Source organism: Hoeflea phototrophica DFL-43, assembly GCF_000154705.2.
GTDB lineage: Bacteria > Pseudomonadota > Alphaproteobacteria > Rhizobiales > Rhizobiaceae > Hoeflea > Hoeflea phototrophica.
The window spans coordinates 3,904,926-3,927,591 of sequence record NZ_CM002917.1 but is presented as its reverse complement, the minus strand read 5'-3'; the positions used below and the strand labels follow the sequence as shown (position 1 = coordinate 3,927,591).

Genomic DNA, 22,666 nt, shown 5'->3' with positions numbered 1-22,666 from the left:
TTGGAAGTTTACGGGAGTGAGAAATGACGGGACGTCTTGAGGGCAAGATTGCGGTGGTGACTGCCGCGGGGCAGGGGATCGGGCGCGCGATCGCTGAAACCTATGTGGCGGAGGGGGCGACCGTCTATGCCAGTGACCTCGACAAGGCAAAGCTGGACGGCCTGAATGCACATGACGTTGCCAGTCTCGATGTGATGTCCACGGAAGCGGTGGAGGCCTATGCAAAGCGCATCGGCGACATCGACATCCTGGTCAATGTGGCGGGTTTTGTGCACCATGGCACCGTGCTCGATGCGGGCGAAGCCGACATGGATTTCTCCTGGGACCTGAATGTGAAATCGATCGACCGTACCATCCGCGCGTTCCTTCCCGGAATGATGGCCAGAGCCGAGAAAGGTGACGGCTCAGGATCGATCGTCAATCTGTCGTCGGTGGCTTCCTCGATCAAGGCCGCTCCCAACCGCTATGTGTACGCGACCACCAAGGCGGCGGTGATTGGTCTGACGAAGGCTGTGGCGCTGGATTTCATTTCAAAGGGCATACGCGCCAACGCGATTTGTCCTGGAACGGTTCACTCGCCATCCTGGGAAGATCGCGTTTCCGAACTCGGTGCGACCATGCCCGGCGGGGCGGAGGCTGCAAAGGCGCAGTTCGTGTCGCGCCAGCCCATGGGCCGGATCGGAACGCCTGAAGAGATTGCCGCACTGGCGGTGTATCTGGGATCGGATGAGAGTGCGTTTTCCACCGGCATGGCTGTCACAATTGATGGAGGCTGGTCGCTGTGAGCGAGAAAAGTTCATCCAACAAATCCGCTGCGATTGCGGCAGCAGTCATTCTCGGGAGCACCGGACTGATCTTCTACTACATGCCAGCAATGATCATGTCGTTGTCTGAGATCTCACCGTGGTTGTCCTATGCGGTGGCGATTGCATTCGTTCTGGCGTTCTTTGCGGTGTTCTGGCTCAGAGGCAAGCGTCAGAACAGAGATTCGGATACGCCTGAATAGGCGAGCCCCTCAGCTCTGCAATGAAGCTGCGAGCAGAATGAGACCGAGGCCCATCACAAGGGCGGCGCCGACGATCTCGATCGTGGTGCCAACACGGTTGCCCATCGAGGCGCCAGCGAAGCGGACAGCGGCGCCCTTGGCGGTGACTGCGAGGGTGGCAAGCGCTGAAACGGTGATCGCCGTTCCGATGGCCATGGCGAAGGCCGAGGCAACACCCGCCAACCAGAGCCCGTTGAGCATTGAGAAGGTCAACACAATCAGAGCGCCGGAGCAGGGGCGCAAGCCCACGGCGATCACCGCGCTCCAGGCTTCGCGCATGCCCAGCTTTTTTCCGGCAAGCAGCTTCGGATCGGGCATATGAGCGTGCCCGCAGGTTGAGCAGACTTCTCCGTCCGCATGGGTATGGTGATGATCATGATGGCCATGTTCTTGCCCGTGCCCGTGCCCGTGATCATGGTCGTGATCGTGATGGTGGGCGTGCTGTTGGTGGGCATGGCCCGCTTCAGCGAGGGCAATGGGGCTTGTGCTGCGCAAGGACAGAAGTTTGCGGCTGAGAAGCCAGAAGCCGAAGGCTGCGATCAGCCCGTAGCTGGCGATCTCAAGAGCGTGGGTTGCCTGGGTCAGGGTTATCGCCGCGCCGCGCAGCAGATAATAGGCAATCGTCACCACGACAATCGCGGTGACTGCCTGCATAAAGGACGACAGGAATGACAGCAACACTCCGCGTCTGAGTGCGACCTCATTGGCGATCATGTAGGATGATATCACCGCCTTGCCGTGACCTGGCCCCGCAGCATGAAACACGCCGTAGAGGAAAGAAAGGCTGACCAGTCCCCACATTTGCCAAGGATCCTCGCGCATGGCCTTGAGCGTTCCGGTAAGTGCGCGATAGAAATCCTGCTGTTGCTGATTGACCCACTGGATCAGGCCGCCGCCAATGCCTACCGGCGCGATTGAGGGTTCCGCCGCGCCGATGCCGAGCGAGGATTGTGCGTGAGCGACGGTTGTTGCAAGAACAAGTCCAAGGACAAGTGCGGGCAAGATTTTTGGTCCAAGCGCCAGCGCTTGTTTGGCAGTTCCGTTCAAAGGTTTCATTTGCAATCCAGTTCGAGCCGGGTGGCGAACAGTTTCGAAAGATCGTTGCCGGTGGGCTCATTGAAAAAGGCTTCGGTCAGTGAGCCCTGATTTTGCGCAATCACTTCATCCGGATCGGGGCGGACAACCTGGCTCGCGCATTTCTTTGCTCCAGCACCTGTCACCACCATGTCATCGTCGGTCATGAAATCCAGAGCCGCGTACATGGTCGGGTCGAAAACACCAATGGCAATCGTGCCTGACATGGGCAAGGGCTGCTTGGGCAGAACCGCGAAGAACATCAGCAGCTGACCGTCCTGGAATGCCACCTTGATTGCCTCGGGCAGTTCAATGTCCATGTCGCCACCATTGACCGTCAATGAGGTGTAGTAGTCGAAATCCTTCAGGGAGTCGGTGACGACCTCGCTGATGCTGGCCAATTCCTCACGGTCGAGTTCGAAATTGCCGTTGCGATCGAAATCCAGCATCACGCTTGAGGAGAACACCTCGTCAAAGCGCCAGACATGGCGCAATTCCGCTATCTGCCCGTTTGCGGATGTCTCCACCTCGAGCCGCGCTTCGGCAAAGATGTGAGGATGTGCCGCCGCAGTTCCAGGGATGAGAAGCGCAGCAAGTGCTGCCAGGGCGGGCATGTGTCGCGTCAGGGAGTGGATCATGTTGACCAGTCTGTGGTTTACGAGTCAGTGAGGATCAGTCGCATCCAATATGGACAGAATTTCGGCACGTGCCAATTTGCGGGGCAATTATTTGTATTGGTTTGACTTGAACCATTGGGTCAGGAAGTCCACAAAGGCACGGACCTTTGCCGGAAGGTATCGCCGATGCGGGTAAATCGCGTAGATTCCGCGGTCGGTGGGCAGAAACTCCGTCAAGATGGGTTTTAGTGTCCCGGTCTTCTCACGCTCGCGAAACACAAAGTCGGGAAGGATGGTGACGCCCATACCGGCTTCGGCTGCGCGCATCGCGGCAAGTGGACTGTTGACTTCGAAACTGCCTGAAACGGTCACCGAAGCCGATGACCCATCCGGATTGTCAAACCGCCAATTGTTCAGGAAACGGCCATTGGTATCGATGATACAGGGGACATCCGCCAATTGCGAAGGATGGGTGATCGGGCCGGTCTTTTCGAGAAACTCGGGAGATGCGCAGGCGATGAGAGAGAATGTCGACAGTTTGCGCGCGATCAGTCCCGAATCCTCAAGCCGCGTGATCCGGATCGCCAGATCGTAGCCTTCCTCGACAAGATCGACAAAGCGGTCGTCGGAGATGATTTCAAGCGTCACGTCTGGATGAGCGGCGGCAAAGTCAATCAGTGATTGGCCCACAGCGGCGTCCACGAATGTTCGCGGTGCCGAAATCCGGATCTTGCCCTTGAGGTCCTTTGAGCCCTCGCGCACGAGATCGGCCAGATTGTCGATTTCCTTGAGGATGTCAGAGGCGGAACGGTAATAGGTATGCCCCGCCTCGGTCAGGGAGAACTGCCGTGTGGTGCGGTTGAGCAGCAGCGCGCCGAGATCATCCTCCAACTCCCGGACATATTTCGACAACAGTGCCTTGGAGCGGCCAACCTTTCGGGCCGCCGCAGAAAACCCCTCAGCTTCCACCACATCAATGAAGGCACGAATGCGTGTGAGTGTGTCCATGAAAGGCCGCTTTCCGGGTTTCGCGATTGATTGGAGTGGGTTTCAGCTATTGTCTCAAGACGTTGAACAGGATTCCGATATTCGTTCTTCAATCATGAATTTCAAGGGTTAGACGAGAAATCGCTTGCACCAGCGGGCAGAAATCACTAGATCAGCGATGCCCAAAGTCGCACGTGCCTGTGGGTGTCCGCCGACCCTCGATATGGTGAGGATTCGGTAAGGTACCTGGAACTAACCCCTCCAGTCGTTTCTCCGGCCATCTGGAAGAGCGAGGACATCTTGAAGCAACGACGGTGCGGGCCTTTCTGGTGTCTGCCGGCTTTCCAACAGCCGGGGTTACTGAAGAGGCACACCTTCATTGCCGGAAGTGCGGTCGGGTTCTCCCTCCAATCCAAGGCAGACAAGAGCGGACCATCGCCCTCAACGGCGTGGTTCATCGACGCATCAAGCGTCCATGCCGATTTCCGGTTCCTCCAAAGGCCGGATTCGTGTCGTGGCCGTACGATGCTCTGTCTAGATATGGCTTGAAACGAGCCTGGAACGGAGCACCCGATGACGACTGCACGTATTCTTGATTTTCTGCGCACCCGACGTCCCGATGGCCCTTGCCTGGTGGTTGACCTTGATGTTGTCCGGGACAATTTCGTCTCGTTCCGCAAGGCGCTTCCCGACAGCTCGATCTATTATGCTGTGAAAGCAAACCCTGCCCCGGAAATCCTGCGGCTGCTTGCCGGCCTTGGCTCCAATTTCGATTGTGCCTCGGTTGCCGAGATTGAAATGGCATTGAAAGCAGGCGCTACATCGGCGCGCGTTTCCTATGGCAACACCATCAAGAAAGAACGCGATATTGCCCGCGCGCATGCGCTGGGCGTGACGCTTTTTGCTGTCGACAGCCATGAGGAAGTCGAGAAAATTGCCCGTGCAGCCCCTGGCGCCCGAGTGTTCTGCCGCGTGCTGACTGACGGCGAAGGTGCGGAATGGCCGCTCTCGCGCAAGTTCGGCTGTGTGCCACAGATGGCTGTGGATGTTCTGGTCTATGCGCACCAGCTGGGTCTGGTGTCGCACGGCGTCTCTTTCCACGTCGGATCGCAGATGACGAAGCTTGATGCCTGGGATGCGGCGCTCAGCGATGCACGCCGAGTGTTCGACAAGCTGGCGCAGCAGGGCATTCATCTGAAGATGGTCAATATGGGTGGCGGTTTCCCGACCCGTTATCTCAAGGACATTCCAACCGCCCAGGCCTATGGCCAGGCAATCCACGGATCGCTGCGCAAGCATTTCGGCAACAACATTCCCGAAACCATCATCGAGCCGGGGCGCGGCATGGTCGGCAATGCAGGCGCGATCAAGGCTGAAGTCGTGCTTGTGTCGCGCAAGTCCGACGAGGATGATGTGCGCTGGGTGTTTCTCGACATCGGCAAGTTCGGCGGGCTGGCCGAAACGATGGATGAAGCGATCCGTTATTCGATCGTCACACCGCGCGATGGGGACGAGATGGAGCCCTGCGTGCTCGCTGGCCCGACCTGCGATTCCGCTGATGTTCTTTATGAGAAGACGCCCTATCCGATGCCGGTTTCGCTGACCATCGGCGACGAGGTGCTGATTGAAGGCACCGGCGCTTACACCACCACCTATTCTGCGGTGGCGTTCAACGGGTTTGAACCCTTGCGATCCTACGTGATCTGAACGGTATCCCCGTTCAGATCGGTCTGACCCCGGGTGTGCATGATCCCGGGTTCGGGCATCTGTGTTTTTTTCTTGAAAACCGATCGCAGGGGCACACGTCAATGAGCGTCATTGATCTCGTTTCATCGCAGCAGAAATTTGTGGTTCAAGCGGAACAGCCGAAGGATTGTGTTGCCCGTGAAGCGTTGCTCGATCGGGCGATGGGGCCGGGGCGCAAGCGGAAATCCTCAGAGAAACTCCGGCGCGGTCGCCTGCCGTCGCGGGATCTTGCGTTGGTTGCGCGGGACAGCAGCGGTCGGGTCGTTGGCACCGTTCGGCTTTGGGATGTGGCAGCTGGAGGTAAGCCGCTGCAGTTGCTCGGACCACTGGCTGTGGATCCAGCACACGCCGGTTTCGGCATCGGATCGGCTTTGATGCGCCATGCGGTAAGTACTGCATGCCGCTTGGGCCATGGTGGGATCGTTCTTGTTGGGGATTCCGCCTACTACAAGAAGTTCGGCTTCTCGGCAGCGAAGACTGACGGGCTGATGATGCCCGGCCCGGTGGAGCGCGAACGCTTTCTGGCGCTGGAGCTCAGGCACGGTTATCTTGAAGTTGCTGCAGGCCTGCTGGTTGCGATGGGGCCGGTTTCGCAAAGACGAAGTTCCGGTGGGCAGAAACTGAAACAGGCGGATGTCCGCGCCGGTTTAGCCTGAGGATTACCGCGGCGCGTAAATGCCCGATTGAAAACGCCATGCTGGAGTGAGCACGGCGTTTTCTGGCGCGGGTATCAATAAACCACGCCGTTTGCGAAGCTCACCGGACCGCTTGGGTAGTTCCGAGCATCGACCGCCTTGCCGGTATCGACGCTGGAGGTCGCCACACAATCGACACCTGCTTTGGCGGCCTTGGCCGGTGTTTCGGTGCACAGGGCTGCCTGGCTTTCGGCGGACTCTGCGAATGCAGCTGTTGCGCTCAACGGCAGCAGTGCTGCTAGGGCAATGGCGGCTGCTTGGGCTGTTCTGATCATGATCGTCTCCTTGTTGTGTCTTTGCTAGAGTGCTGGCGATGGGTGGCAATCATTTGGGTGACTGTCTCCCGATGCCTTTAGGTGTAGGGTTTGATTGGCAGTGAGAGGAACATGGCGTGGCTTCTCGCTTCGTGCCGCGCGGGTTTGAAAAACGAAGGGTTTGTTTCAGATTTGGCGTGAGTTTTTTGAAATCGATTGGACGCAATGGTGCGAACTCCCTATCTCGGGGACACGACAAGACTTGCGAGAAGCTCCTCCTGAACGTCCAACGGATTTCCCAATGGCAATCGAACTGACGGCAAACAATTTCATCGACCTGCTCCTGCGCGGAGCGAATTTGGGGATCCTGCTCCTGATCATCGCGCATTTGGCGCTGCGACCGAACTATGATGCCCTTGTGGTCACAGGACTGTTCTTCTGTGTCACAGGCATGATCGAGATCGTTCTGAATGCACCGTCAATTCTGGAGCTTCTCCACGATGAGACCTTGCTGTTGTTGTCGTTCCAGCAGATCCATTTCATATCCATGTGGTGGTTTGTTCGCGCGCTCTTCGATGACCATTTCTGTTTGAGGCCAAGATGCCTGTGGCCCGTTGGAGTGTCCGCTCCGTTGGTTCTCGCGGTTTCTATGGTGCCGTTTGACGTGATCTGGGCCTTCAAGATGGCGCTTGTTGCCCTGAATGCGGGACTGCTGATCCACGTGATCTACAAGGCGATCAGCAGTCGTGCAGGGGATCTTGTTGATGCGCGCCGCGCCTTCAGCCTCGCATTGGCTTTCACAGTGCCACCGTTTATGCTTTTGGTGTTCGCAGTCAATCTGATGGGCGTTCGTGGCCCGTTGAACACGACATTCTGTCTGGTGTGCGGAGTTGTCTACTTCCTGCTTGCGTTGGTTTTTTCCTTCTGGCTGACGAGGCTCAAAGGTGAATTGTTTGAGCGCAACAGCCATGGTTCAAACAGCATGGCTTCATCCAATGCCGAGATGTCGTCAGCGGACCGGCTGGAATTGGAGCGTGTGGTCAAGGCGGTGGATGGCGGGCTCTATCTCGAACCCGGCCTGACCATCGGCGGGCTGGCAGACGTGCTGCAGGTTCCGGAACACCGTCTGCGAAAGTTGATCAATCGCGGGCTCGGTTACCGCAATTTTGCGGCCTTCATAAATGACTACCGGATTGCGGAGGCCAAGCGGCGGCTTTCCGATCCCGAGCTTGCGCGCGAGCAGATTATCCAACACGCTTTCAGTCTCGGTTATGCTTCGCTGGCTCCGTTCAACCGGGCGTTTCGCGAGCGTGTCGGCGTCAGCCCGACCGAGTACCGGGAAGAGGCCCTGGGTGGTGTGACGACACACTGACCTCTCAATGGGCGGGTACGACTGAGTCTCGGTGTGCAAACCAAGCTTTCAGGCCTTGGTTGACATTGCGATCCTGCATCCCTATTTCCCAGTCCTCGGGTCTGGAGCCCCGGCCGTCCGCAGGCGTTGAGCCATGGTGAAGTCTCCAGCTTTCAAGCAGTCACCTTATGGATGACATGCCAGATGGTGGAACGCGGGCACCCCCTATTCGAATGAGCATGTCATGACAGGAGAACTGCCATGCGTGGTACCGCGCAACTGCCAACACTGAGCGCATTGAAAGACCAGGCCCGTCGTTTGCGGTCCCGGATGGAAGCCAATGGCGATGCCATCAATCATTCCCGGGCGCTTGAACTCATCGCCGCCCAGTTCGGCTTCAATGATTGGAACACTCGGTCACGTCCGTCAAGGTGGTGTAATTTTCCAGATGGCCTGAGGTCATGATCAGGCGGCTTTCATTGTTATGCTGAGGATGGGGTCGATCTCCTCCCTTGTCGATCTGGGCGAAGGCTTCGACCATCATGTAGCGGCTTGAAGTCTGCCACTCGTCATTCTGTTCGAACAACACCGCGCCTATGAGACGCATGATCGAGGCCTCGTTGGGGAATATCCCGACGACGTCGGCACGTCGTTTCACTTCCTTGTTCAGCCGCTCGATCGGATTGGTGCTGTGAAGCTTGGTCCTGTGTTGGCGGGGGAACGCCATGTAGGCCAGCACATCGTTTTCGCTGACATCCATCAGATCGGCGAGCTTGGGCCATCTCGGGCGGAGCTGATCTGCGACCCGTTGCCATGTTTCGCCTGCATGCTTGCGGTCTGGCTGATCGAAGGCCTGCCGGATGGCGGCCGCGACGACCGTGTGCTGGCCCTTTGAGACATGAGCCAGGGCGTTGCGCATCCAGTGAACGCGGCACCGCTGCCAGGTTGCCTCGAAGACCCGGGAGATCGCGCCCTTCAAGCCGCTGTGGGCATCGCTGATCACCAGCTTCACGCCGTCAAGACCGCGGGCCTTCAGCGAGCGCAGGAAGTCCATCCAGAAGGTCTCAGCTTCCGAGGGGCCGACGCCAAGGCCGATGATTTCCCTGCGGCCCTCGGTATTGGCGGCAACAGCGATTATGGCGGCCACGCTGACGATCCGACCGCCCTGGCGCTGCTTGAGGTAGGTGGCGTCGAGCCAGACATAGGGCCATTCGCCGGAGAGCGGGCGATTGAGGAACTCGCCGACCCGCTCGTCGATGTCCTTGCACAGCTTGGACACCGTGCTCTTCGAGATGCCGCTCAGCCCCATAGCCTGAACCAGTTCGTCCACCCGCCTTGTGGACACTCCGCCAATCCAGGCTTCCTGTATCACCGCAACCAGAGCCTGCTCAGAGGTCTTGCGGGCTTCGAGGAAGCCGGGGAAATAGGTGCCCTGCCGCAACTTCGGCACCTTCAGGTTCAGCGTCCCCAATCGGGTATCGAGACAACGGTCACGGTAGCCATTGCGCCAGGTCGTCCGCTGCTCGGCCCGTTCGTGGCGTCCTGCGCCGATCAGGCCGTCGACATCGCTCTCCATCATCAGCTGAAGAACAGCCTCGGCAATCGAGCGCAGCAAGTCGCCCTGATCGTGCTTTTGCAGAAGCTCTGAAAGGTCCATATTGGTCTTGGTCATCGGGGTCTCCGTGTGGCTCGTAGTTGAAGCTGCTAACTCCACCTCGACCATACACCTCGATGGCCACCCAGATTACACCGGCAATGCCGATGAAATTACACCACGTGTACGGACACTACCGAACACTCTGCATGCTGCAGTCGGAAACCGTGCCGGCCCGGAGCAGCTGACACCGGGTGCCAGGGTGACCGGGGCCTATCTTGGACAGCCATTCAGTGCCCGCATTGTTGGCGTCCAGGCCCTGACTTCGGCACCTGGCAGCTACCGGGTGTCACTGGATCTCGATGAAGCCGTTGATGTGGTTACCTTCGACAGTTTCTCGTCGTTCAGGAAACGGGTCAATGGTGTGATCGGCAAGGAGGGTGTCAGCCGCGAGCGGACATCCAATGGCCGGCCGCAACTGGAGCTGTCCTGGTCCTGACCAGGTGTACTTCAGCCTGCGATGTCGACAACACCACAGTCGCCTGCTTGTGATCCGAATGCGAGCAGGCGGCCTGGTTTGTTCCAGGCCAATGCGCTGATGGGCCCCTGGCCGGGTCGGCGCAGAAGTGCTTCCTTGCTGTCGGCGATACGAACCGCCAACACCATTCCGTCGCCGAAACCGATGGCCACCAGATCCTCGATGGGATGGAAGGCCACACAGGTCACCATGGTGTCGGCACGTTGTCCGAGCTCCAGAGGCGCTTTGCCCATAGGCCCGTCCTTGCCGGAAAAAGGCCAGACGATGGCCGATGGTGCACCGGAAGAAGCCAGCCATTTGCCCTTGCTCGACCATGACAGGGATTTGACCTTGGCGGGGTAACCGGTCATGCGCATATGGCGCTGTTCGCCACCTGGCTTGCCGTCAAGTTTCCAGCCGTGCAGCGCGTTTTCCTGCATGGCTGTTACCAAAAAGCGGCCATCGGGGCTGAACAGCACCTGATTGTGTGCGCCCTTCCATTCGAAATCCAGCGCAGGTGCATTGCCGTTCACGAACGCCAGCGAGACCCCGTTGTAACGTGCCATGGCGATGCGCAGGCCCTTGGGTGCGAAAGCGAGCCCCTCGACGGTGCGGGCCTCCTCAAAGTGCCGCTCGGTCTTGTCCGCAAGCAGCACGGTGACATTCTTGCCTTCCGAAAACGCGACGGCGTTTTGTGGTCCTGGCGCAACAGCCGACACCCATTTGCGCGCCGGGCCACGCAGTTCGGTCTCGGTGCCATCTGCGTCAAGCTGCATGACCTTGCCGTCCTCACCGCCGCTGATCAGTGCCTTTCCATTCCAGCTCGGTGTGGCGGTGAGCAAACCGTCATGGAGTTCATGGCGATGGGTGCCATGATCAAGCCGGACAACCAATCCGGAGGCCATCGCAAAGGTTGGCACCTCGCCAAGGAAGGTGACTGCGAGGCAATGATCGTCGAGGTCGACGGGCGCGACTGTCGGCATGATGACTGTCCTCAGGCCTGGCAGGCCAGGAAGGTGCGTTCCAGCTTTTCGCGGTCGAGGTCACGACCGATGAAGACGATGCGGCTTTCGCGCTTTTCATCGTCTTTCCAGGCGCGCTGATGGTCGCCTTCGACAATCATGTGCACGCCCTGAACCACATAGCGGTCATCATCGCCATCAAAGGCGATGATGCCTTTGAGCCTGAGAATCTTGGGTCCGTCTATCTGGGTGATCTTCTCGATCCAGGGGAAGAACCTCTTCGGGTTGAGCGGGCCTGTGCGAAGCGAGATCGACTCAATGGTCAGGTCATGAATTGCGGCGGGAGCCGCGTGCTTGTGGCCATGTCCGTCGTGGTCGTGAGCATGATGATGATCATGTCCATGGTGATCGTGGCTGTGATCATGGTCGCAATCCGGTGTGCAAACATGGTCCGGGTCGTCGTGATCGAGAAAATGCGGATCATTGTCGAGTGCCCGGCTCAGATCGAAGGCACCGCGATCGAGCACCGCATCAAGAGCGACCGAAGCGCGTTCCGTGCGGTGTATGCGGGCTGACGGGTTGATCGCGCGGACGATGCGTTCGACCGCTTCAAGCTCTTCGGGTGAAACCAGATCGGTCTTGTTCAGGAGCACGACGTCAGCAAAGGCGATCTGATCTTCGGCCTCTCGGCTGTCCTTGAGACGGGCCGGCAGATGACGCGCATCGACCAGCGCTACCACAGCATCGAGCCTGGTCTTGGAGCGGACATCATCATCCATGAAGAAAGTCTGCGCCACGGGTGCCGGGTCGGCGAGGCCGGTGGTTTCAACGATGATTGCATCAAAACGGCCGGGCCGGCGCATCAGACCTTCGACAACCCGGATGAGATCGCCGCGAACGGTGCAGCAGACGCAGCCATTGTTCATCTCGTAGATCTCTTCATCGGATTCGACGATGAGATCGTTGTCGATGCCGATTTCGCCGAACTCATTGACGATAACAGCATAGCGCTTGCCATGGGACTCGGTGAGAATCCGGTTGAGCAAGGTGGTCTTTCCGGCTCCGAGATAGCCTGTCAGCACGGTCACGGGGATGGGGGCGGGGGCTTCGCTCATGGTCATTGCCTGTCAGGAGTGTTCTAGAATGCCCCATATAGGCGCTCTGATCCGATTGCGCCACTCACATGCCCGTTTCACATTGACACTATGTGGCGGGACGCGGCCAGTCCGGATTGATGCGCGGCTTCGATCCGCCCGCCAATGCACCAGTCGCCGCAAGCCAGAAGCGTGCTGTCCGTATTGGTGATGAAGGGCGCATCCAAAGCTGTTTCGGTCAGGGCATGGCGCCAGCGGTGCGCAATGCAATGAACCGGTTCGGGCAAGATTGTGTAGGGAGCAACGGCGTGGCGCATGGCCGCCAGAAGGTCGTCGGCAACCACTTCCTTTTTATCCTCCAGCCGCTCTCGGCTCCATGCGGGTGAGGCGTGAAGGACAAAGGTTTCGCCGTTTCGTCCGGGCTTGGAGCTGTTCCGCGCGATCAGCGCCAGTGGATCTGCTGGATCCCCGCGGAGTATGTCCGGAACTGCAGCCGGACTGGTATCAAAGGCGACCATTGCGGCCCAGCAAGGTGCCATCACCACTTGCTCGATTGCGGTGAATGCCGGATCAAGTGGAACCAGAAGGGATGCTGCCTGCGGTGCGGGAATGGCGGCAACGACCCGTGCGGCCGATATCGCGTTGCTGGCGTTGTCTGCTGCTTCAATCTCGACGCTGTACCCATCATCAATGCGGTTGATCCCCGACACCTGGGCCTGGAACCGGATATCGAGACCGCCTGCCAGCGCCTTGCCCATGGCAGACATGCCAGGTTGACCGACCCACCAGGGCCATGTGCTGTCCTTTCCCTTCGGTTGCCATGGAGCGATATCGCCATTCTCGACAAGCTGATTGACCAGAGCGGTGAACTCCGGCGTGCGGCTGGTAAAATACTGGGCACCATGATCGAAATTGCCGTAATCACTGCGCCGGGTCGACATTCGTCCGCCAGGAGACCGCGACTTTTCGATCACCACCACATCGATGTTACTGTCGCGCAGGTGCCTTGCTGCGGTCAGCCCGGCGAGGCCGGCGCCGATGATCAAAGTATCGGTGCGGAGCATGATTTGAGCCTTTGGCTGTGTTGGTGGCTTGCTTATCTATTGAAAATAGGCACGAGATCTGAATATCAACCGACGCGCTGGGTCCAGGTGTACGTGAATACGTTAGTCTTGGCTTACTTATCCGAGTTAGCGCAGATCATCGGGATCGAACTGCGCCATGTCGTCCAGCAATTCGCAAAGCCCTGCGACAGCGTGATCAAGAAGTGCCTCGCCCTTTGCGGCGCTGGCCTGAGATGCTTTGCCTGCGGCACCGTCCGAATTGAGGTCTGACATTTTCCAGCCGAATGCATGGGGACCATAGGCGCGCAGGTGTTTAAAACGCGCGGTAAAATCTTGCTGGCTCGAGGGGAAGTCCCGGATTGCCTCCTGCCGGACCAGCTCCGGCCGGAGCGCAAGCATGACGGATGTTTCAATATCGCCTGCGTGAATGTCGTAGGCCTTGTCATCGGGCGAGATGACCTCGTCGGGAACGCCGAAGCGAGTCCAACTGGTTGCCACCACCAGCATGTTGAAACGCACGCGTGCCTCGGTGGCGACGATTGTGAGCAGCGGTGAGTTGCCTCCATGGGCATTGAGCAACATCAACCGCCTTACGCCCCTATCGGCACATTCGCCGGCAATCCTGATCCAGCGGTTGACGGCCTCGTCAAAAGCAAGCGTCTGGGTGCCGTCAACGTCCATGTGCTCGATCGAATAACCGACGGGTTCCAGTGGCAAAACTTCGACCTTGATGCCGGGCGGTGCTGTTTTGGCAAGCCTTTGCGCAACCGCACCTGCGATCACCGCGTCGGTTTCGAACGGAAGATGCGGCCCATGCTGTTCATGGGCGCCAAGTGGAAGGACCGCGATCGTCACCGATTGTCGTGTCATGTGGTGGTTTTTCCGATCAGGCTTGTTTAGAGTCAAAGTCAAGGATTCGAAGCCTGTTTACGGTGTTTCTAGTCCGATGGGTTTGGCAAGTCACGGTATTGTCAAAAACTTGGAGCAAATGCTGCAGCAAGGAGTGTTCAATGTCCTCCAAGAAGAAAAGCAAATCCAAGATGACGAAGCGGGAAAGCCAGGCCGAAGCGCTGGTGCTGGTCAACCAGGTTGCGCGCAACGCCAGAACCGTTTTGTCGCGTTACCTGCTCGATCTGGGGCTCTATGCCGGTCAGGACGGGGTGATGCTGGCTCTCGACGATCAGGATGGCCAGACACCCGGCGCGATAGCCATATCGCTTGGGGTCAAGGCGCCTACCATCACCAAGACCATCGGTCGGCTCGCTGCCCAGGGTTTTGTGCGGCGCGAGGGCTCGCCGGACGACGGCCGCATGCTGCTGGTGTTCCTTACCGATGCCGGTCGCGATCAGATCAAGGCTGTTCGCAAGGCGCAGCGACGGACGGAAAAGGCCGCTTTTGCTGGGCTGAAGAAAAAGGATACCGCGGAATTGCTCGAATTGCTGGCCAAGATGGACGCCAATATTGCCAAAACGCTGAATGTTGAAACTGTGATAGCTGGTCTTGAACCTGACGATGATGATGACGGTGCCGCTGACCAAGATACGACGACCACAGGCGAAAGTGCCGCGCCGCAAACAGATTGATTGCAAGCGTTGTTTAAAGCTTTTAACCTTGTTTAAAAGTTTGAATTGGAGCGGCACGCTCCTTTGTTGGGGAAATCGCATTTGGCGCAAAAGGTAAAACTGTCCACCATTGCGGAAGCTTTGGGTCTGTCGACTGCAACCGTATCATTGGCATTAAGAGACAGCCCGCTGGTCGCCGATACGACACGAGATCGGATCAAGGAGAAAGCGATTGATCTGGGCTATATATACAATAGGCGGGCGGCATCGCTCAGGACCTCCCGCTCCGGTATTGTCGGTGTCGTTGTGCATGACATCATGAACCCGTTTTATGCGGAAATTCTCAGGGCGATTGAAACCGAACTCGATCGCAGCCGGCAGACTTTCATTCTCTCCAATCATTATGATTCGGTCGAGAAGCAGCGCAATTTCATCGAGACGCTGCTGCAGCTTGGCGGTGACGGGGTGATCATGTCGCCGGCCATCGGAACGCCTGCGTCCGACATCCGCCTGGCGGAAGACAACGGGATGCCGGCCATTCTGATTGCACGCTCGGTCCCTGAAATCGATGTTCCTACATTTCGCGGCGACGATGCCTATGGCACGGCACTCGCCACCAATCACCTTATCAGTCTGGGGCATACCCGCATCGCCATGATTGGCGGCACCGACCACACATCGACCGGTCGTGATCGTTACGCCGGCTATGCGGATGCTCTGAAGAAAGCCGGGATAGAGGTTGATCCTGCGCTGCGTATACCCGGGCCGCGCACCAAGCAGAGCGGATTTGAGGCGGCGGTGAACTTTCTCGCCAACCCGCTCAAGCCGACCGCCGCTGTGTGCTGGAACGATCTTGTTGCGATTGGACTCATAAACGGAATTGCGCGGGCAGGACTTGTGCCCGGAAAGGATGTTTCGGTGACAGGCTATGATGACCTGGAGGAGGCGGCGATCGCCACTCCGGCTCTGACCACCGTGTGGAACGGGCAATCCGAAGTGGGACGGTTCGCCGCCCGGGCACTGCTTGACAAGCTCAATGGCTCGAGCGAGGCGGACGGGCTCCATCTGATCAAACCCGAAATGCGGATACGCCAATCGACATCGCCGCTCAATCCCGGCGCGGGCCGCGAGGGGATGGGGCAATGAGCGCGGATCACCGCCCCACAATTCTGGTCCCGGGCCGGATCAATCCCCGGGTTCGTGAACGTGTCGAGGCTGAGTTCGATGCGGTCTTCATCGATAAGCCGGATGCGCGGTTGGTGGATGCCGACGCGCGTAGCCGCGTTGTTGGTGTTGCGTCTATGACCAAGATTTCTTCGGACTTCATCGACGCCTTTCCCAATCTCGAAATCATTGCCAATTTCGGAGTCGGCTATGATGCGGTGGACGCGGCACATGCTGCGTCACGCAAGGTCATGGTGACCAATACACCCGATGTGCTCAGTGACGAGGTCGCCGACACTACTGTCGGACTTCTGCTCAATACCCTGCGCGAATTTCCCAAAGCCGAGGCTTACCTTCGCGCCGGACGTTGGGCGAATGAGGGGGCTTACCCGCTCACTCCGTTGACCATGAGAGGACGTACGATTGGCATTTTCGGCCTCGGGCGGATCGGTCTTGCAATCGCTCGGCGGCTTGAGGCTTTCGGTGTTGCGATTCACTATCACACCCGAAATAAGCGCGATGATGTCGAGTATCCCTGGCATGAGACGCTGATCGGGCTCGTCGGCGCAGTCGACACGCTGATCGTCGTTGTCCCCGGTGGCGCGGCGACCAACAAGGCCGTTAATGCTTCGATTCTGGATGCCCTGGGGGCCAATGGCGTGCTGATCAGCGTCGGCCGTGGCTCGACCATCGATGAGGAGGCTCTGATTTCAGCGCTTGGGGAGCGGCGGATTGCTGCCGCAGGTCTCGATGTCTTTGCCGATGAACCGAATGTGCCGCAGGCGCTAATCGATCTGCCCAATGCCTGCCTGCTTCCGCATGTGGCGTCCGCATCGGTATCCACCCGTAACGCCATGGCGGATCTGGTGGTCGGCAATCTTCTGGCATGGTTTGATGGCCGCCCGGCATTGTCGCCGGTTGCGGAATGTGAGGGCTTTAACCGGACGGGCTAGCGGTTTGGCATGTCCCGGCCGGTGGTTATCTATTCGGCGGCCTGGGCCGGCTGCTTGTGGCGGGTGCGAACGGCTTCGCCAAAAGCTGCAAAGATGCGGTCGGAGACGTGATCGCTGCCAACCCAATATTCGGGATGCCATTGCACACCGATGGCAAATCCCGGTGCGTCGATCACGCTGACGGCCTCGACGGTTCCGTCCTCCGCTACAGCCTCTGTGGCAAGGCGCGGAGCGATCCGTGAAATAGCCTGCCGGTGCAAGGAGTTCACCTGAGCTTCGCCACTCCCGAGGATCGAGGCGAGGCAGCTGCCTTCCTTGATCTTGATGGAATGTCGGATCGCGAATGCTTCATCCCTGTCCGGGGTTTCCGGCTTGCGGTGATCTATCCGCCCAGGCAACTCTTGGATCTCGGTCGCCAGCGAGCCGCCGAGAGCGACATTGAGCTCCTGAATTCCGCGGCAGATGGCCAGCAACGGAATGCCGCGTTCAATCGCACGGCGGATCAGCTCCATGCTGACACGGTCGCGTGCCGGATCGAAAGGCCCATGGCTTTCGGTCTCTTCTTCGCCGTAATGGGAGGGATGAACATTGGTGCGTGAACCGCTTATCAATACGCCATCGACCCGGTCCAGCACCATATCGACATCCGCGCCATCTTCGAGCGCGGGAACCACCAATGGCAACACGCCGGCGCCGTCGATTGCGGCGCGAATGTACTGATCTGGCGCCGCGTGCCAGGTGTATCCATCGAATGAGCGGATGTCGGCGGGGATCGCCACAAGACCGTTGTGCATGGCTTCAATCCTTCGAAAAAGCGTGCCCGGATGAGCTGAATCAGGCGCTTTGGTTGTTGCGGGAGTCCGCGATTTTGTCAATTCTCCATGTTTGGGCGAAAAGATGCGGCGATACGGTCAATTCATGGTTTTCGGTTAGCTCCTAAACTGGCCAAAAAAATTGACCATTGCAGATTGAAATTGGCTGCTTTTGCTTGAAAGGCCTTTCGCAACATGGTTATGTCCTTCGCATGTCGCCGGGGCAGGTAACTGGGAAAGACCCTTTGTCTCGCGGCGCAAGTTCAACTGGGAGGTATTTATGGACCGTCGTTCCTTTATCAAAAAGGCTGGTGTTGCAGGCGCTGGCGCTGCTGCAGCGACCACTCTGGCCGCTCCGGCCATCGCACAGACACTGCCGAAAATCACATGGCGTTGCTCTTCGGGTTTCCCGAAGGCGCTCGACACCATCTATGGTGCCGCGGAAGTGTTCGCACAGGCGGTGGGCGAAGCCACCGATGGCAATTTTGAAATCCAGGTCTTTGGTTCGGGCGAAATCGTCGGTGCTCTTGAAGGTGCCGATGCAGTTCGCGACGGAACCATCGAAATGGCGCACACCGCATCCTACTACTTCTTCGGCAAGGACCCGTCCTGGGCATTCGGAACAGGCGTTCCGTTCGGCCTCAACCAGCGCATGACCAATGGCTGGCTGTATGAAGGCGGCGGTCTTGATCTGCTGAACGAATTCTATGCCACAAATGGAATGATTGCATTCCCTGCGGGCAATACCGGTGCTCAGATGGGCGGTTGGTTCCGCAAGGAAATCAACACCGTTGCCGACATGCAGGGTCTTAAAATGCGTATCGGTGGCTTCGGCGGCCGCATCATCCAGGAAGTCGGCGTTGTTCCGCAGAATATCCCTGGTGGCGATATCTACGCCGCGCTGGAACGTGGAACAATCGACGCGGCTGAATTCGTTGGGCCTTACGATGACTCCAAGCTCGGTTTCAACAAGGTTGCTCCGTTCTGCTACTATCCCGGTTGGTGGGAAGGCGGCGTTGCGCTTATGAACCTGATCAATATTGAAAAGTTCAACGAGCTGCCCGGCGCTTACCAAGGCGTCCTGAAAACGGCTTCCGCTCTTGCCAACAGCGTGATGATGGCGCGTTACGACACGCTCAATCCGCCGGCTCTGAAGAAGCTCGTGGCCGAAGGCACCAAGCTGCGTCCTTACAGCCTGGAAATCCTGGAAGCCTGCTTCAATGCTGCCAACAAGGTCTATGCGGACATCAGCGCAGAGAACGCGCAGTTCAAGAAGCTGCATGATTCTTACATGGGCTACCGCGGTGACGGCTATCTCTGGCTGCAGCTGGCTGAATATAACATGGACACGTTCATGATGATCCAGCAGCGTGGCGGCAAGCTCTAAGCCAGACTTCGGCAAACGAAGTTATCTCAAGGCCCCGGGGTTCTCACAACTCCGGGGCTTTTGCTTGTGCGGGGCAACGTTTTTCTACCTGTTGCAATGACAACGCTCGGTATTGCGCCAAGGTTGTCCGGTCGCGGCCAAGCCGCAGACAAGCCCTCATGTGATCATTGTCATCATCGGTGAGAACAAACCCCTGATCCCGGCTTGGCCCTTGGTGAGCCGGAGGCTTCGTACAAAGGGGCATACGGTTTCTCTCTTAAGAACATGCAATTGAAAACCCGGCGGAGATGCTCCGCCGGGTTCAGCATTTCAAGTTATCTGACCCTAGGTCAATCGAAGTTCGGCAAGCCGGTTGCTCCGCCTGGAGCGGGCAATCCACCTGGTGCGGGCAGACCACCGGGGGGCGGCAGCGCGCCGCCGCTTTCCGGCCCGCCCAGATTTGGAGGCTCACCAAGGCTTGGCGCTCCGGGCAGGGTCAATCCGCCATCAATGCTCAGCCCTGAACCGGGAAGGCCGAAACCGCCGCCGCCGATATTGTTGATCTCTTCATTGATGTCGCTTTGATCGAGGATCAACGGGTCAGTCTTGTAGTGAGTCACGAGACCAGGGAAGGCGATCAGGAGCCCAAGCATAAAGATCTGTATGACGATGAAGGGCAGGGTTCCGGTGTAGATCGCCTTGGTGGTTATCGGCTCGATCATCCGGTCCGTGGTTTTGTCATACCAGGCTTTGACCGGCGCGACCGACCGCAGGTAGAACAGAGCGAAGCCAAAGGGCGGTGTGAGAAAGCTGGCCTGAAGGTTAAAGCCCAGCAACACGCCAAACCAGATCAGGTCAATGCCGAGTTTCTCGGCCACCGGTGCGAGAAGCGGCACCAGGACGAATGCGATCTCGAAGAAGTCGAGGAAGCAACCCAGAATGAAAACGATGATTGAAACCGTGATCAGGAAACCGGTCTCTCCACCAGGCAGGGCCAGCATAAGCTCTTCGACCCATCGATCACCTGAAATGCCGTAGAAGGTGAGGGCGAAGACACGGGCGCCGATCAGGATGAACATCACGAAGGTTGCGAGTTTCGTGGTGGAATCCAGCGCCTGCATGAGTGTTTTCTTGTCCAGCCGGCGCTTCATTATGGACATGACAAGCGCGCCGGTGGCGCCCATGGCGCCGCCTTCGGTCGGGGTTGCGATACCCAGGAAGATGGTGCCGAGAACAAGGAAAATCAGTGCCAGCGGCGGGATCAGAACGATCACCACCTGTTCCGCCATCTTCGACAGATAACCGAGTTTCATGGCGCGGTTTGCTATTGCGAATCCATATGGAAGAACGGTGGCGACAAGTGCCGACCATACAACCCTTGTTTCAAATCGCAGATGATCGAAAACATAGTAGTAGCCGATGAAATACAGCCCAACCGCAATCAGCAGGATCAGGTAAAGCGAGCGTCCTCCGTCACCAAGGGGGCGGGCCTCGGGCGGCAGCGCAGGTGCCCACTCGGGTTTTACCAGGGTTACGGCAAAGATGTAGGCGCAATAGATCCCCACGACGATCAGCGCGGGGAAGAAGGCGCCGACATACATGTCACCCACGGACCGGCCAAGCTGGTCAGCCATGACGATCAGCACCAGTGATGGCGGTATGATCTGTGCCAGCGTTCCCGAGGCGGCAATGGTGCCGGCTGCGAGCCCGGGGTGGTAGTTGTAACGCATCATGATCGGCAATGAAATCAGGCCCATCGCGATCACCGAAGCGGCGACGACACCGGTCGTGGCGGCGAGCAAAGCTCCGACCAGCACGACGGCAAAAGCCAATCCGCCGCGGAGTGTTCCGAAAAGTTGACCGATCGTATCGAGCAGATCCTCGGCCATGCGCGAACGTTCGAGGATCAGGCCCATGAATGTGAAGAAGGGAATGGCCAGCAATGTGTCATTGCGCATGATGTCAAAGACACGGTTCATGTTGGCCTGAGCCAGCGGCCAGAAAAGGCGGATCTCAGGCGAGATATGGCTGAGCTCAACGCCGACGACAAAGAAGTACATACCGCCAGCTGCCAGAGTGAAGGCAACCGGATAGCCGATCAGGAGCATTGCCATCACGGTGATGAACATGATCGGTGCGAGATTGTGAGCGATCAGATCAAGCATCTTTGCCGTCCTTCATTTCCGCTGCGGCCTCGACCTGTGGCGGCATGGAGTGATCATGACCGTGCTCCTCCTCAATGAGGCCGCGGATAACGGCAATCCGCTTGATGATCTCGGATATGGCCTGGGCGGTGAGCAGAATGAAGCCCACCAGAATGGTGGCCTTGGCCGGCCAGATGATAAGTCCGCCGGCATTGCTGGACATTTCTCCGGATTCGAAAGACCGCCAGAAGAACGGCCAAGCGAGATAGGTCATCATGATGCACAAGGGAAGCAGGAAGAAGATGTGCCCGAACAAGTCGATCCAGTCACGGGTCCGCTTGGCAAGATTGCCGGCCAGAACATCGATGCGCACATGCTCGTTGCGGCGCAATGTGTACCCGGCGGCGAGCATGAAAACCGCTCCGAACAGATACCACTGCACTTCCAGCCAGGCGTTTGACGATAGGTCGAACGCCTTGCGTGTTGTGGCGTTGCCAGCACTGATCAGCACGGCGGCGAGCACAAGCCAGCCCACGTTGCGTCCCACAAACTCATTGATCCGGTCGATCGACCGGCTCAACACCAAAAGACTTCCCATAATGTCCTCCCGGTCAGTTCGCCTCTGATTTGTCAGAGTGCGAACAACCACGGTTCCCTTGTTCGCCTTCAATATCACCAATGCCGCGCTGTGACAGTCCATAACAGCAAAAAAGCTCCAAAAGCAACGAGTGGTGCATTTATTTGACCAGTTGAATGTGTTGCCCGTGGTGGCGTCCGGCAGAGCATCCCGCTATACCAAATTTTATAGGGGTTTTGGACCAATGGGGAGGCACTCAGTGCGTGCAAGTGAACTGTTCGATGTCTCTGGCGAAGTCGTGCTTGTCACCGGCGGTGGTGGCGGGATCGGTGTGGCGATGGCCGGCGTTCTGGCGCTCAATGGCGCAAAGGTTGCACTGGCTGATATCGACCTCGAAGTCGCGCAAGCTGCGGCGGCTTCATTGTGCTCCGGGGGTGCTACGGCAGTTTCCGTCGAGCTGGATGTGCGCGATGAGCAGATGATTGTTGCGGCATTTGACCGGGTTGAAGCGGAGCTGGGGCGAGTCAGCGTGTTGATCAACAATGCCGGCGTCGCACATCGTGACAAGGCAGTTTCTCTTCCTGCTCAGACGTGGCGCAATGTCATGGATGTCAATGTTGACGGGGCTTTCGCCGTTGCGCAGGAGGCCGCGCGGCGCATGATCCGTTATGGGAATGGCGGCTCAATCATAAACATCTCCAGCATTCTGTCGGAGATACCAATCCGCCAGGTCGCTGCATACAGCACCTCGAAGGCTGCTGTCACCCAAATGACCCGATGCCTGGCGCTGGAATGGGCAAAGCACCAGATCCGCGTCAACGAAATCCGTCCTGGCTGGTTCGAAACGGCTTTGACTGGTCCTTTCCTGAAGGGGCCTGGAGCCAAAGTGATGGCGGGTCAGAATCCCATGGGGCGGCTTGGCGACGGAAGTGACCTTGCCGGGGCGGTGTTGTTGCTTGCCTCCGGTGCAGGGAAATTTATGACCGGTAGCGCGATCACGATAGATGGCGGCCATTCGATCGGGAGGTAAATTGTCGGCAAAAGGCATTCCTGCGACATATTGTTGCGGCGGTTGGGCTGGGGGCGCT

General features: G+C 58.2%; 22 protein-coding genes and 2 pseudogenes. 12 read left to right on the top strand and 12 right to left on the bottom strand.

All coding sequences use genetic code 11. From position 1 onward, the window contains the following. Positions 1 to 23 precede the first annotated feature (23 nt). Together HPDFL43_RS18560 and HPDFL43_RS18555 are read left to right on the top strand one after the other, a co-directional pair. Positions 24 to 785: an SDR family oxidoreductase gene (locus tag HPDFL43_RS18560; protein WP_007198945.1), complete on the top strand. Its 762-nt coding sequence runs from the start codon at positions 24 to 26 to the stop codon at positions 783 to 785. Then, a complete protein-coding gene (locus HPDFL43_RS18555; protein ID WP_007198944.1) occupies positions 782 to 1,006 on the top strand; it encodes a hypothetical protein in 225 nt (74 codons plus the stop codon). Before HPDFL43_RS18560 ends, HPDFL43_RS18555 begins: the two co-directional genes overlap by 4 nt. 9 nt (positions 1,007 to 1,015) lie before the next feature. Here the strand turns inward: HPDFL43_RS18555 and HPDFL43_RS18550 are convergent, their stop codons facing one another. The 3 genes from HPDFL43_RS18550 to HPDFL43_RS18540 form a co-directional block, all read right to left on the bottom strand. Further along, on the bottom strand, positions 1,016 to 2,101 hold the full coding sequence (locus HPDFL43_RS18550) for a nickel/cobalt transporter (protein WP_007198943.1): 1,086 nt from the start codon (positions 2,099 to 2,101) through the stop codon (positions 1,016 to 1,018). Next, on the bottom strand, positions 2,098 to 2,733 hold the full coding sequence (locus HPDFL43_RS18545) for a DUF1007 family protein (RefSeq protein WP_040449334.1): 636 nt from the start codon (positions 2,731 to 2,733) through the stop codon (positions 2,098 to 2,100). The genes HPDFL43_RS18550 and HPDFL43_RS18545 overlap by 4 nt, the downstream gene beginning before the upstream one ends. A gap of 111 nt (positions 2,734 to 2,844) precedes the next feature. Continuing rightward, positions 2,845 to 3,744: a LysR family transcriptional regulator gene (locus HPDFL43_RS18540; protein ID WP_007198941.1), complete on the bottom strand. Its 900-nt coding sequence runs from the start codon at positions 3,742 to 3,744 to the stop codon at positions 2,845 to 2,847. Between the two features lie 552 nt (positions 3,745 to 4,296). Here HPDFL43_RS18540 and odc2 point away from each other — a divergent pair. Together odc2 and HPDFL43_RS18530 are read left to right on the top strand one after the other, a co-directional pair. After that, a complete protein-coding gene (gene odc2, locus HPDFL43_RS18535) occupies positions 4,297 to 5,430 on the top strand; it encodes an ornithine/lysine decarboxylase (protein WP_007198940.1) in 1,134 nt (377 codons plus the stop codon). 101 nt (positions 5,431 to 5,531) lie between these two features. After that, positions 5,532 to 6,125, top strand: a complete 594-nt coding sequence (locus HPDFL43_RS18530; protein WP_007198939.1) for a GNAT family N-acetyltransferase — start codon at positions 5,532 to 5,534, stop codon at positions 6,123 to 6,125. A gap of 74 nt (positions 6,126 to 6,199) precedes the next feature. Here the strand turns inward: HPDFL43_RS18530 and HPDFL43_RS18525 are convergent, their stop codons facing one another. Then, a complete protein-coding gene (locus tag HPDFL43_RS18525) occupies positions 6,200 to 6,439 on the bottom strand; it encodes a hypothetical protein (RefSeq protein ID WP_007198938.1) in 240 nt (79 codons plus the stop codon). Positions 6,440 to 6,719: 280 nt separating this feature from the next. On the opposite strand from HPDFL43_RS18525, the gene HPDFL43_RS21480 reads away from it, so the two are divergent. Together HPDFL43_RS21480 and HPDFL43_RS22290 are read left to right on the top strand one after the other, a co-directional pair. Next, positions 6,720 to 7,790 carry a helix-turn-helix transcriptional regulator gene (locus HPDFL43_RS21480; RefSeq protein ID WP_007198937.1) on the top strand — a complete coding sequence of 357 codons (1,071 nt, stop codon included), beginning with the start codon at positions 6,720 to 6,722 and terminating at the stop codon, positions 7,788 to 7,790. Between the two features lie 240 nt (positions 7,791 to 8,030). Continuing rightward, positions 8,031 to 8,183: pseudogene (locus HPDFL43_RS22290) on the top strand (glyoxalase superfamily protein); the annotation flags it as partial. A gap of 97 nt (positions 8,184 to 8,280) precedes the next feature. Here the strand turns inward: HPDFL43_RS22290 and HPDFL43_RS18515 are convergent. Continuing rightward, a pseudogene (locus HPDFL43_RS18515) lies at positions 8,281 to 9,441 on the bottom strand (IS256 family transposase); the annotation flags it as partial. Positions 9,442 to 9,451: 10 nt separating this feature from the next. Between HPDFL43_RS18515 and HPDFL43_RS22045 the strand changes: the two are divergent. After that, complete coding sequence (locus tag HPDFL43_RS22045; protein ID WP_007198936.1) at positions 9,452 to 9,862, top strand: glyoxalase superfamily protein; 411 nt, start codon at positions 9,452 to 9,454, stop codon at positions 9,860 to 9,862. A gap of 11 nt (positions 9,863 to 9,873) precedes the next feature. Here the strand turns inward: HPDFL43_RS22045 and HPDFL43_RS18505 are convergent, their stop codons facing one another. From HPDFL43_RS18505 to HPDFL43_RS18490, 4 genes are all read right to left on the bottom strand, one after another. Further along, complete coding sequence (locus HPDFL43_RS18505; RefSeq protein ID WP_007198935.1) at positions 9,874 to 10,863, bottom strand: WD40 repeat domain-containing protein; 990 nt, start codon at positions 10,861 to 10,863, stop codon at positions 9,874 to 9,876. Between the two features lie 11 nt (positions 10,864 to 10,874). Beyond that, complete coding sequence (locus HPDFL43_RS18500) at positions 10,875 to 11,963, bottom strand: CobW family GTP-binding protein (protein ID WP_007198934.1); 1,089 nt, start codon at positions 11,961 to 11,963, stop codon at positions 10,875 to 10,877. A 71-nt stretch (positions 11,964 to 12,034) separates the two neighbouring features. Continuing rightward, positions 12,035 to 13,000 (bottom strand): NAD(P)/FAD-dependent oxidoreductase, encoded by a 966-nt coding sequence (locus tag HPDFL43_RS18495; protein ID WP_007198933.1) that lies wholly within the window; start codon positions 12,998 to 13,000, stop codon positions 12,035 to 12,037. Between the two features lie 126 nt (positions 13,001 to 13,126). After that, entirely contained in the window at positions 13,127 to 13,870 is a 744-nt protein-coding gene (locus HPDFL43_RS18490) for a creatininase family protein (protein WP_007198932.1), read from the bottom strand. Between the two features lie 170 nt (positions 13,871 to 14,040). On the opposite strand from HPDFL43_RS18490, the gene HPDFL43_RS18485 reads away from it, so the two are divergent. The 3 genes from HPDFL43_RS18485 to HPDFL43_RS18475 all read left to right on the top strand — a co-directional run bounded on the left by HPDFL43_RS18485 (position 14,041) and on the right by HPDFL43_RS18475 (position 16,679). Further along, positions 14,041 to 14,583, top strand: a complete 543-nt coding sequence (locus HPDFL43_RS18485; protein ID WP_245271157.1) for a MarR family winged helix-turn-helix transcriptional regulator — start codon at positions 14,041 to 14,043, stop codon at positions 14,581 to 14,583. Between the two features lie 81 nt (positions 14,584 to 14,664). Beyond that, the gene (locus HPDFL43_RS18480; protein WP_007198930.1) at positions 14,665 to 15,708 is read left to right on the top strand and encodes a LacI family DNA-binding transcriptional regulator; all 1,044 of its coding nucleotides are present in this window, start codon (positions 14,665 to 14,667) and stop codon (positions 15,706 to 15,708) included. Next, the gene (locus HPDFL43_RS18475; RefSeq protein WP_007198929.1) at positions 15,705 to 16,679 is read left to right on the top strand and encodes a 2-hydroxyacid dehydrogenase; all 975 of its coding nucleotides are present in this window, start codon (positions 15,705 to 15,707) and stop codon (positions 16,677 to 16,679) included. The genes HPDFL43_RS18480 and HPDFL43_RS18475 overlap by 4 nt, the downstream gene beginning before the upstream one ends. A gap of 29 nt (positions 16,680 to 16,708) precedes the next feature. Here the strand turns inward: HPDFL43_RS18475 and HPDFL43_RS18470 are convergent, their stop codons facing one another. After that, positions 16,709 to 17,473, bottom strand: a complete 765-nt coding sequence (locus HPDFL43_RS18470; protein ID WP_007198928.1) for a gamma-glutamyl-gamma-aminobutyrate hydrolase family protein — start codon at positions 17,471 to 17,473, stop codon at positions 16,709 to 16,711. Between the two features lie 298 nt (positions 17,474 to 17,771). On the opposite strand from HPDFL43_RS18470, the gene HPDFL43_RS18465 reads away from it, so the two are divergent. Next, entirely contained in the window at positions 17,772 to 18,878 is a 1,107-nt protein-coding gene (locus HPDFL43_RS18465; protein ID WP_007198927.1) for a TRAP transporter substrate-binding protein, read from the top strand. A 329-nt stretch (positions 18,879 to 19,207) separates the two neighbouring features. Here HPDFL43_RS18465 and HPDFL43_RS18460 read toward each other — a convergent pair whose 3' ends face one another. Further along, entirely contained in the window at positions 19,208 to 21,022 is a 1,815-nt protein-coding gene (locus HPDFL43_RS18460; protein WP_007198926.1) for a TRAP transporter large permease, read from the bottom strand. Continuing rightward, a complete protein-coding gene (locus HPDFL43_RS18455) occupies positions 21,015 to 21,599 on the bottom strand; it encodes a TRAP transporter small permease subunit (protein WP_040450518.1) in 585 nt (194 codons plus the stop codon). Before HPDFL43_RS18455 ends, HPDFL43_RS18460 begins: the two co-directional genes overlap by 8 nt. Positions 21,600 to 21,837: 238 nt before the next feature. On the opposite strand from HPDFL43_RS18455, the gene HPDFL43_RS18450 reads away from it, so the two are divergent. Then, positions 21,838 to 22,608: an SDR family NAD(P)-dependent oxidoreductase gene (locus HPDFL43_RS18450; RefSeq protein ID WP_007198924.1), complete on the top strand. Its 771-nt coding sequence runs from the start codon at positions 21,838 to 21,840 to the stop codon at positions 22,606 to 22,608. The last annotated feature ends 58 nt before the right edge of the window (positions 22,609 to 22,666 follow it).

What these genes read in the sequence shown, in the direction of transcription:
- HPDFL43_RS18525 (WP_007198938.1), bottom strand. Translation starts at nt 6,439, where the DNA reads ATGATCAGAACAGCCCAAGCAGCCGCCATTGCCCTAGCAGCACTGCTG.
- HPDFL43_RS18475 (WP_007198929.1), top strand. Translation starts at nt 15,705, where the DNA reads ATGAGCGCGGATCACCGCCCCACAATTCTGGTCCCGGGCCGGATCAAT.
- HPDFL43_RS18545 (WP_040449334.1), bottom strand. Translation starts at nt 2,733, where the DNA reads ATGCCCGCCCTGGCAGCACTTGCTGCGCTTCTCATCCCTGGAACTGCG.
- HPDFL43_RS18485 (WP_245271157.1), top strand. Translation starts at nt 14,041, where the DNA reads ATGACGAAGCGGGAAAGCCAGGCCGAAGCGCTGGTGCTGGTCAACCAG.
- HPDFL43_RS18530 (WP_007198939.1), top strand. Translation starts at nt 5,532, where the DNA reads ATGAGCGTCATTGATCTCGTTTCATCGCAGCAGAAATTTGTGGTTCAA.
- HPDFL43_RS18550 (WP_007198943.1), bottom strand. Translation starts at nt 2,101, where the DNA reads ATGAAACCTTTGAACGGAACTGCCAAACAAGCGCTGGCGCTTGGACCA.
- HPDFL43_RS18455 (WP_040450518.1), bottom strand. Translation starts at nt 21,599, where the DNA reads ATGGGAAGTCTTTTGGTGTTGAGCCGGTCGATCGACCGGATCAATGAG.
- HPDFL43_RS21480 (WP_007198937.1), top strand. Translation starts at nt 6,720, where the DNA reads ATGGCAATCGAACTGACGGCAAACAATTTCATCGACCTGCTCCTGCGC.
- HPDFL43_RS18500 (WP_007198934.1), bottom strand. Translation starts at nt 11,963, where the DNA reads ATGACCATGAGCGAAGCCCCCGCCCCCATCCCCGTGACCGTGCTGACA.
- HPDFL43_RS18560 (WP_007198945.1), top strand. Translation starts at nt 24, where the DNA reads ATGACGGGACGTCTTGAGGGCAAGATTGCGGTGGTGACTGCCGCGGGG.
- HPDFL43_RS18460 (WP_007198926.1), bottom strand. Translation starts at nt 21,022, where the DNA reads ATGCTTGATCTGATCGCTCACAATCTCGCACCGATCATGTTCATCACC.
- HPDFL43_RS18540 (WP_007198941.1), bottom strand. Translation starts at nt 3,744, where the DNA reads ATGGACACACTCACACGCATTCGTGCCTTCATTGATGTGGTGGAAGCT.
- HPDFL43_RS18470 (WP_007198928.1), bottom strand. Translation starts at nt 17,473, where the DNA reads ATGCACAACGGTCTTGTGGCGATCCCCGCCGACATCCGCTCATTCGAT.
- HPDFL43_RS18505 (WP_007198935.1), bottom strand. Translation starts at nt 10,863, where the DNA reads ATGCCGACAGTCGCGCCCGTCGACCTCGACGATCATTGCCTCGCAGTC.
- odc2 (WP_007198940.1), top strand. Translation starts at nt 4,297, where the DNA reads ATGACGACTGCACGTATTCTTGATTTTCTGCGCACCCGACGTCCCGAT.
- HPDFL43_RS18490 (WP_007198932.1), bottom strand. Translation starts at nt 13,870, where the DNA reads ATGACACGACAATCGGTGACGATCGCGGTCCTTCCACTTGGCGCCCAT.
- HPDFL43_RS18495 (WP_007198933.1), bottom strand. Translation starts at nt 13,000, where the DNA reads ATGCTCCGCACCGATACTTTGATCATCGGCGCCGGCCTCGCCGGGCTG.
- HPDFL43_RS18465 (WP_007198927.1), top strand. Translation starts at nt 17,772, where the DNA reads ATGGACCGTCGTTCCTTTATCAAAAAGGCTGGTGTTGCAGGCGCTGGC.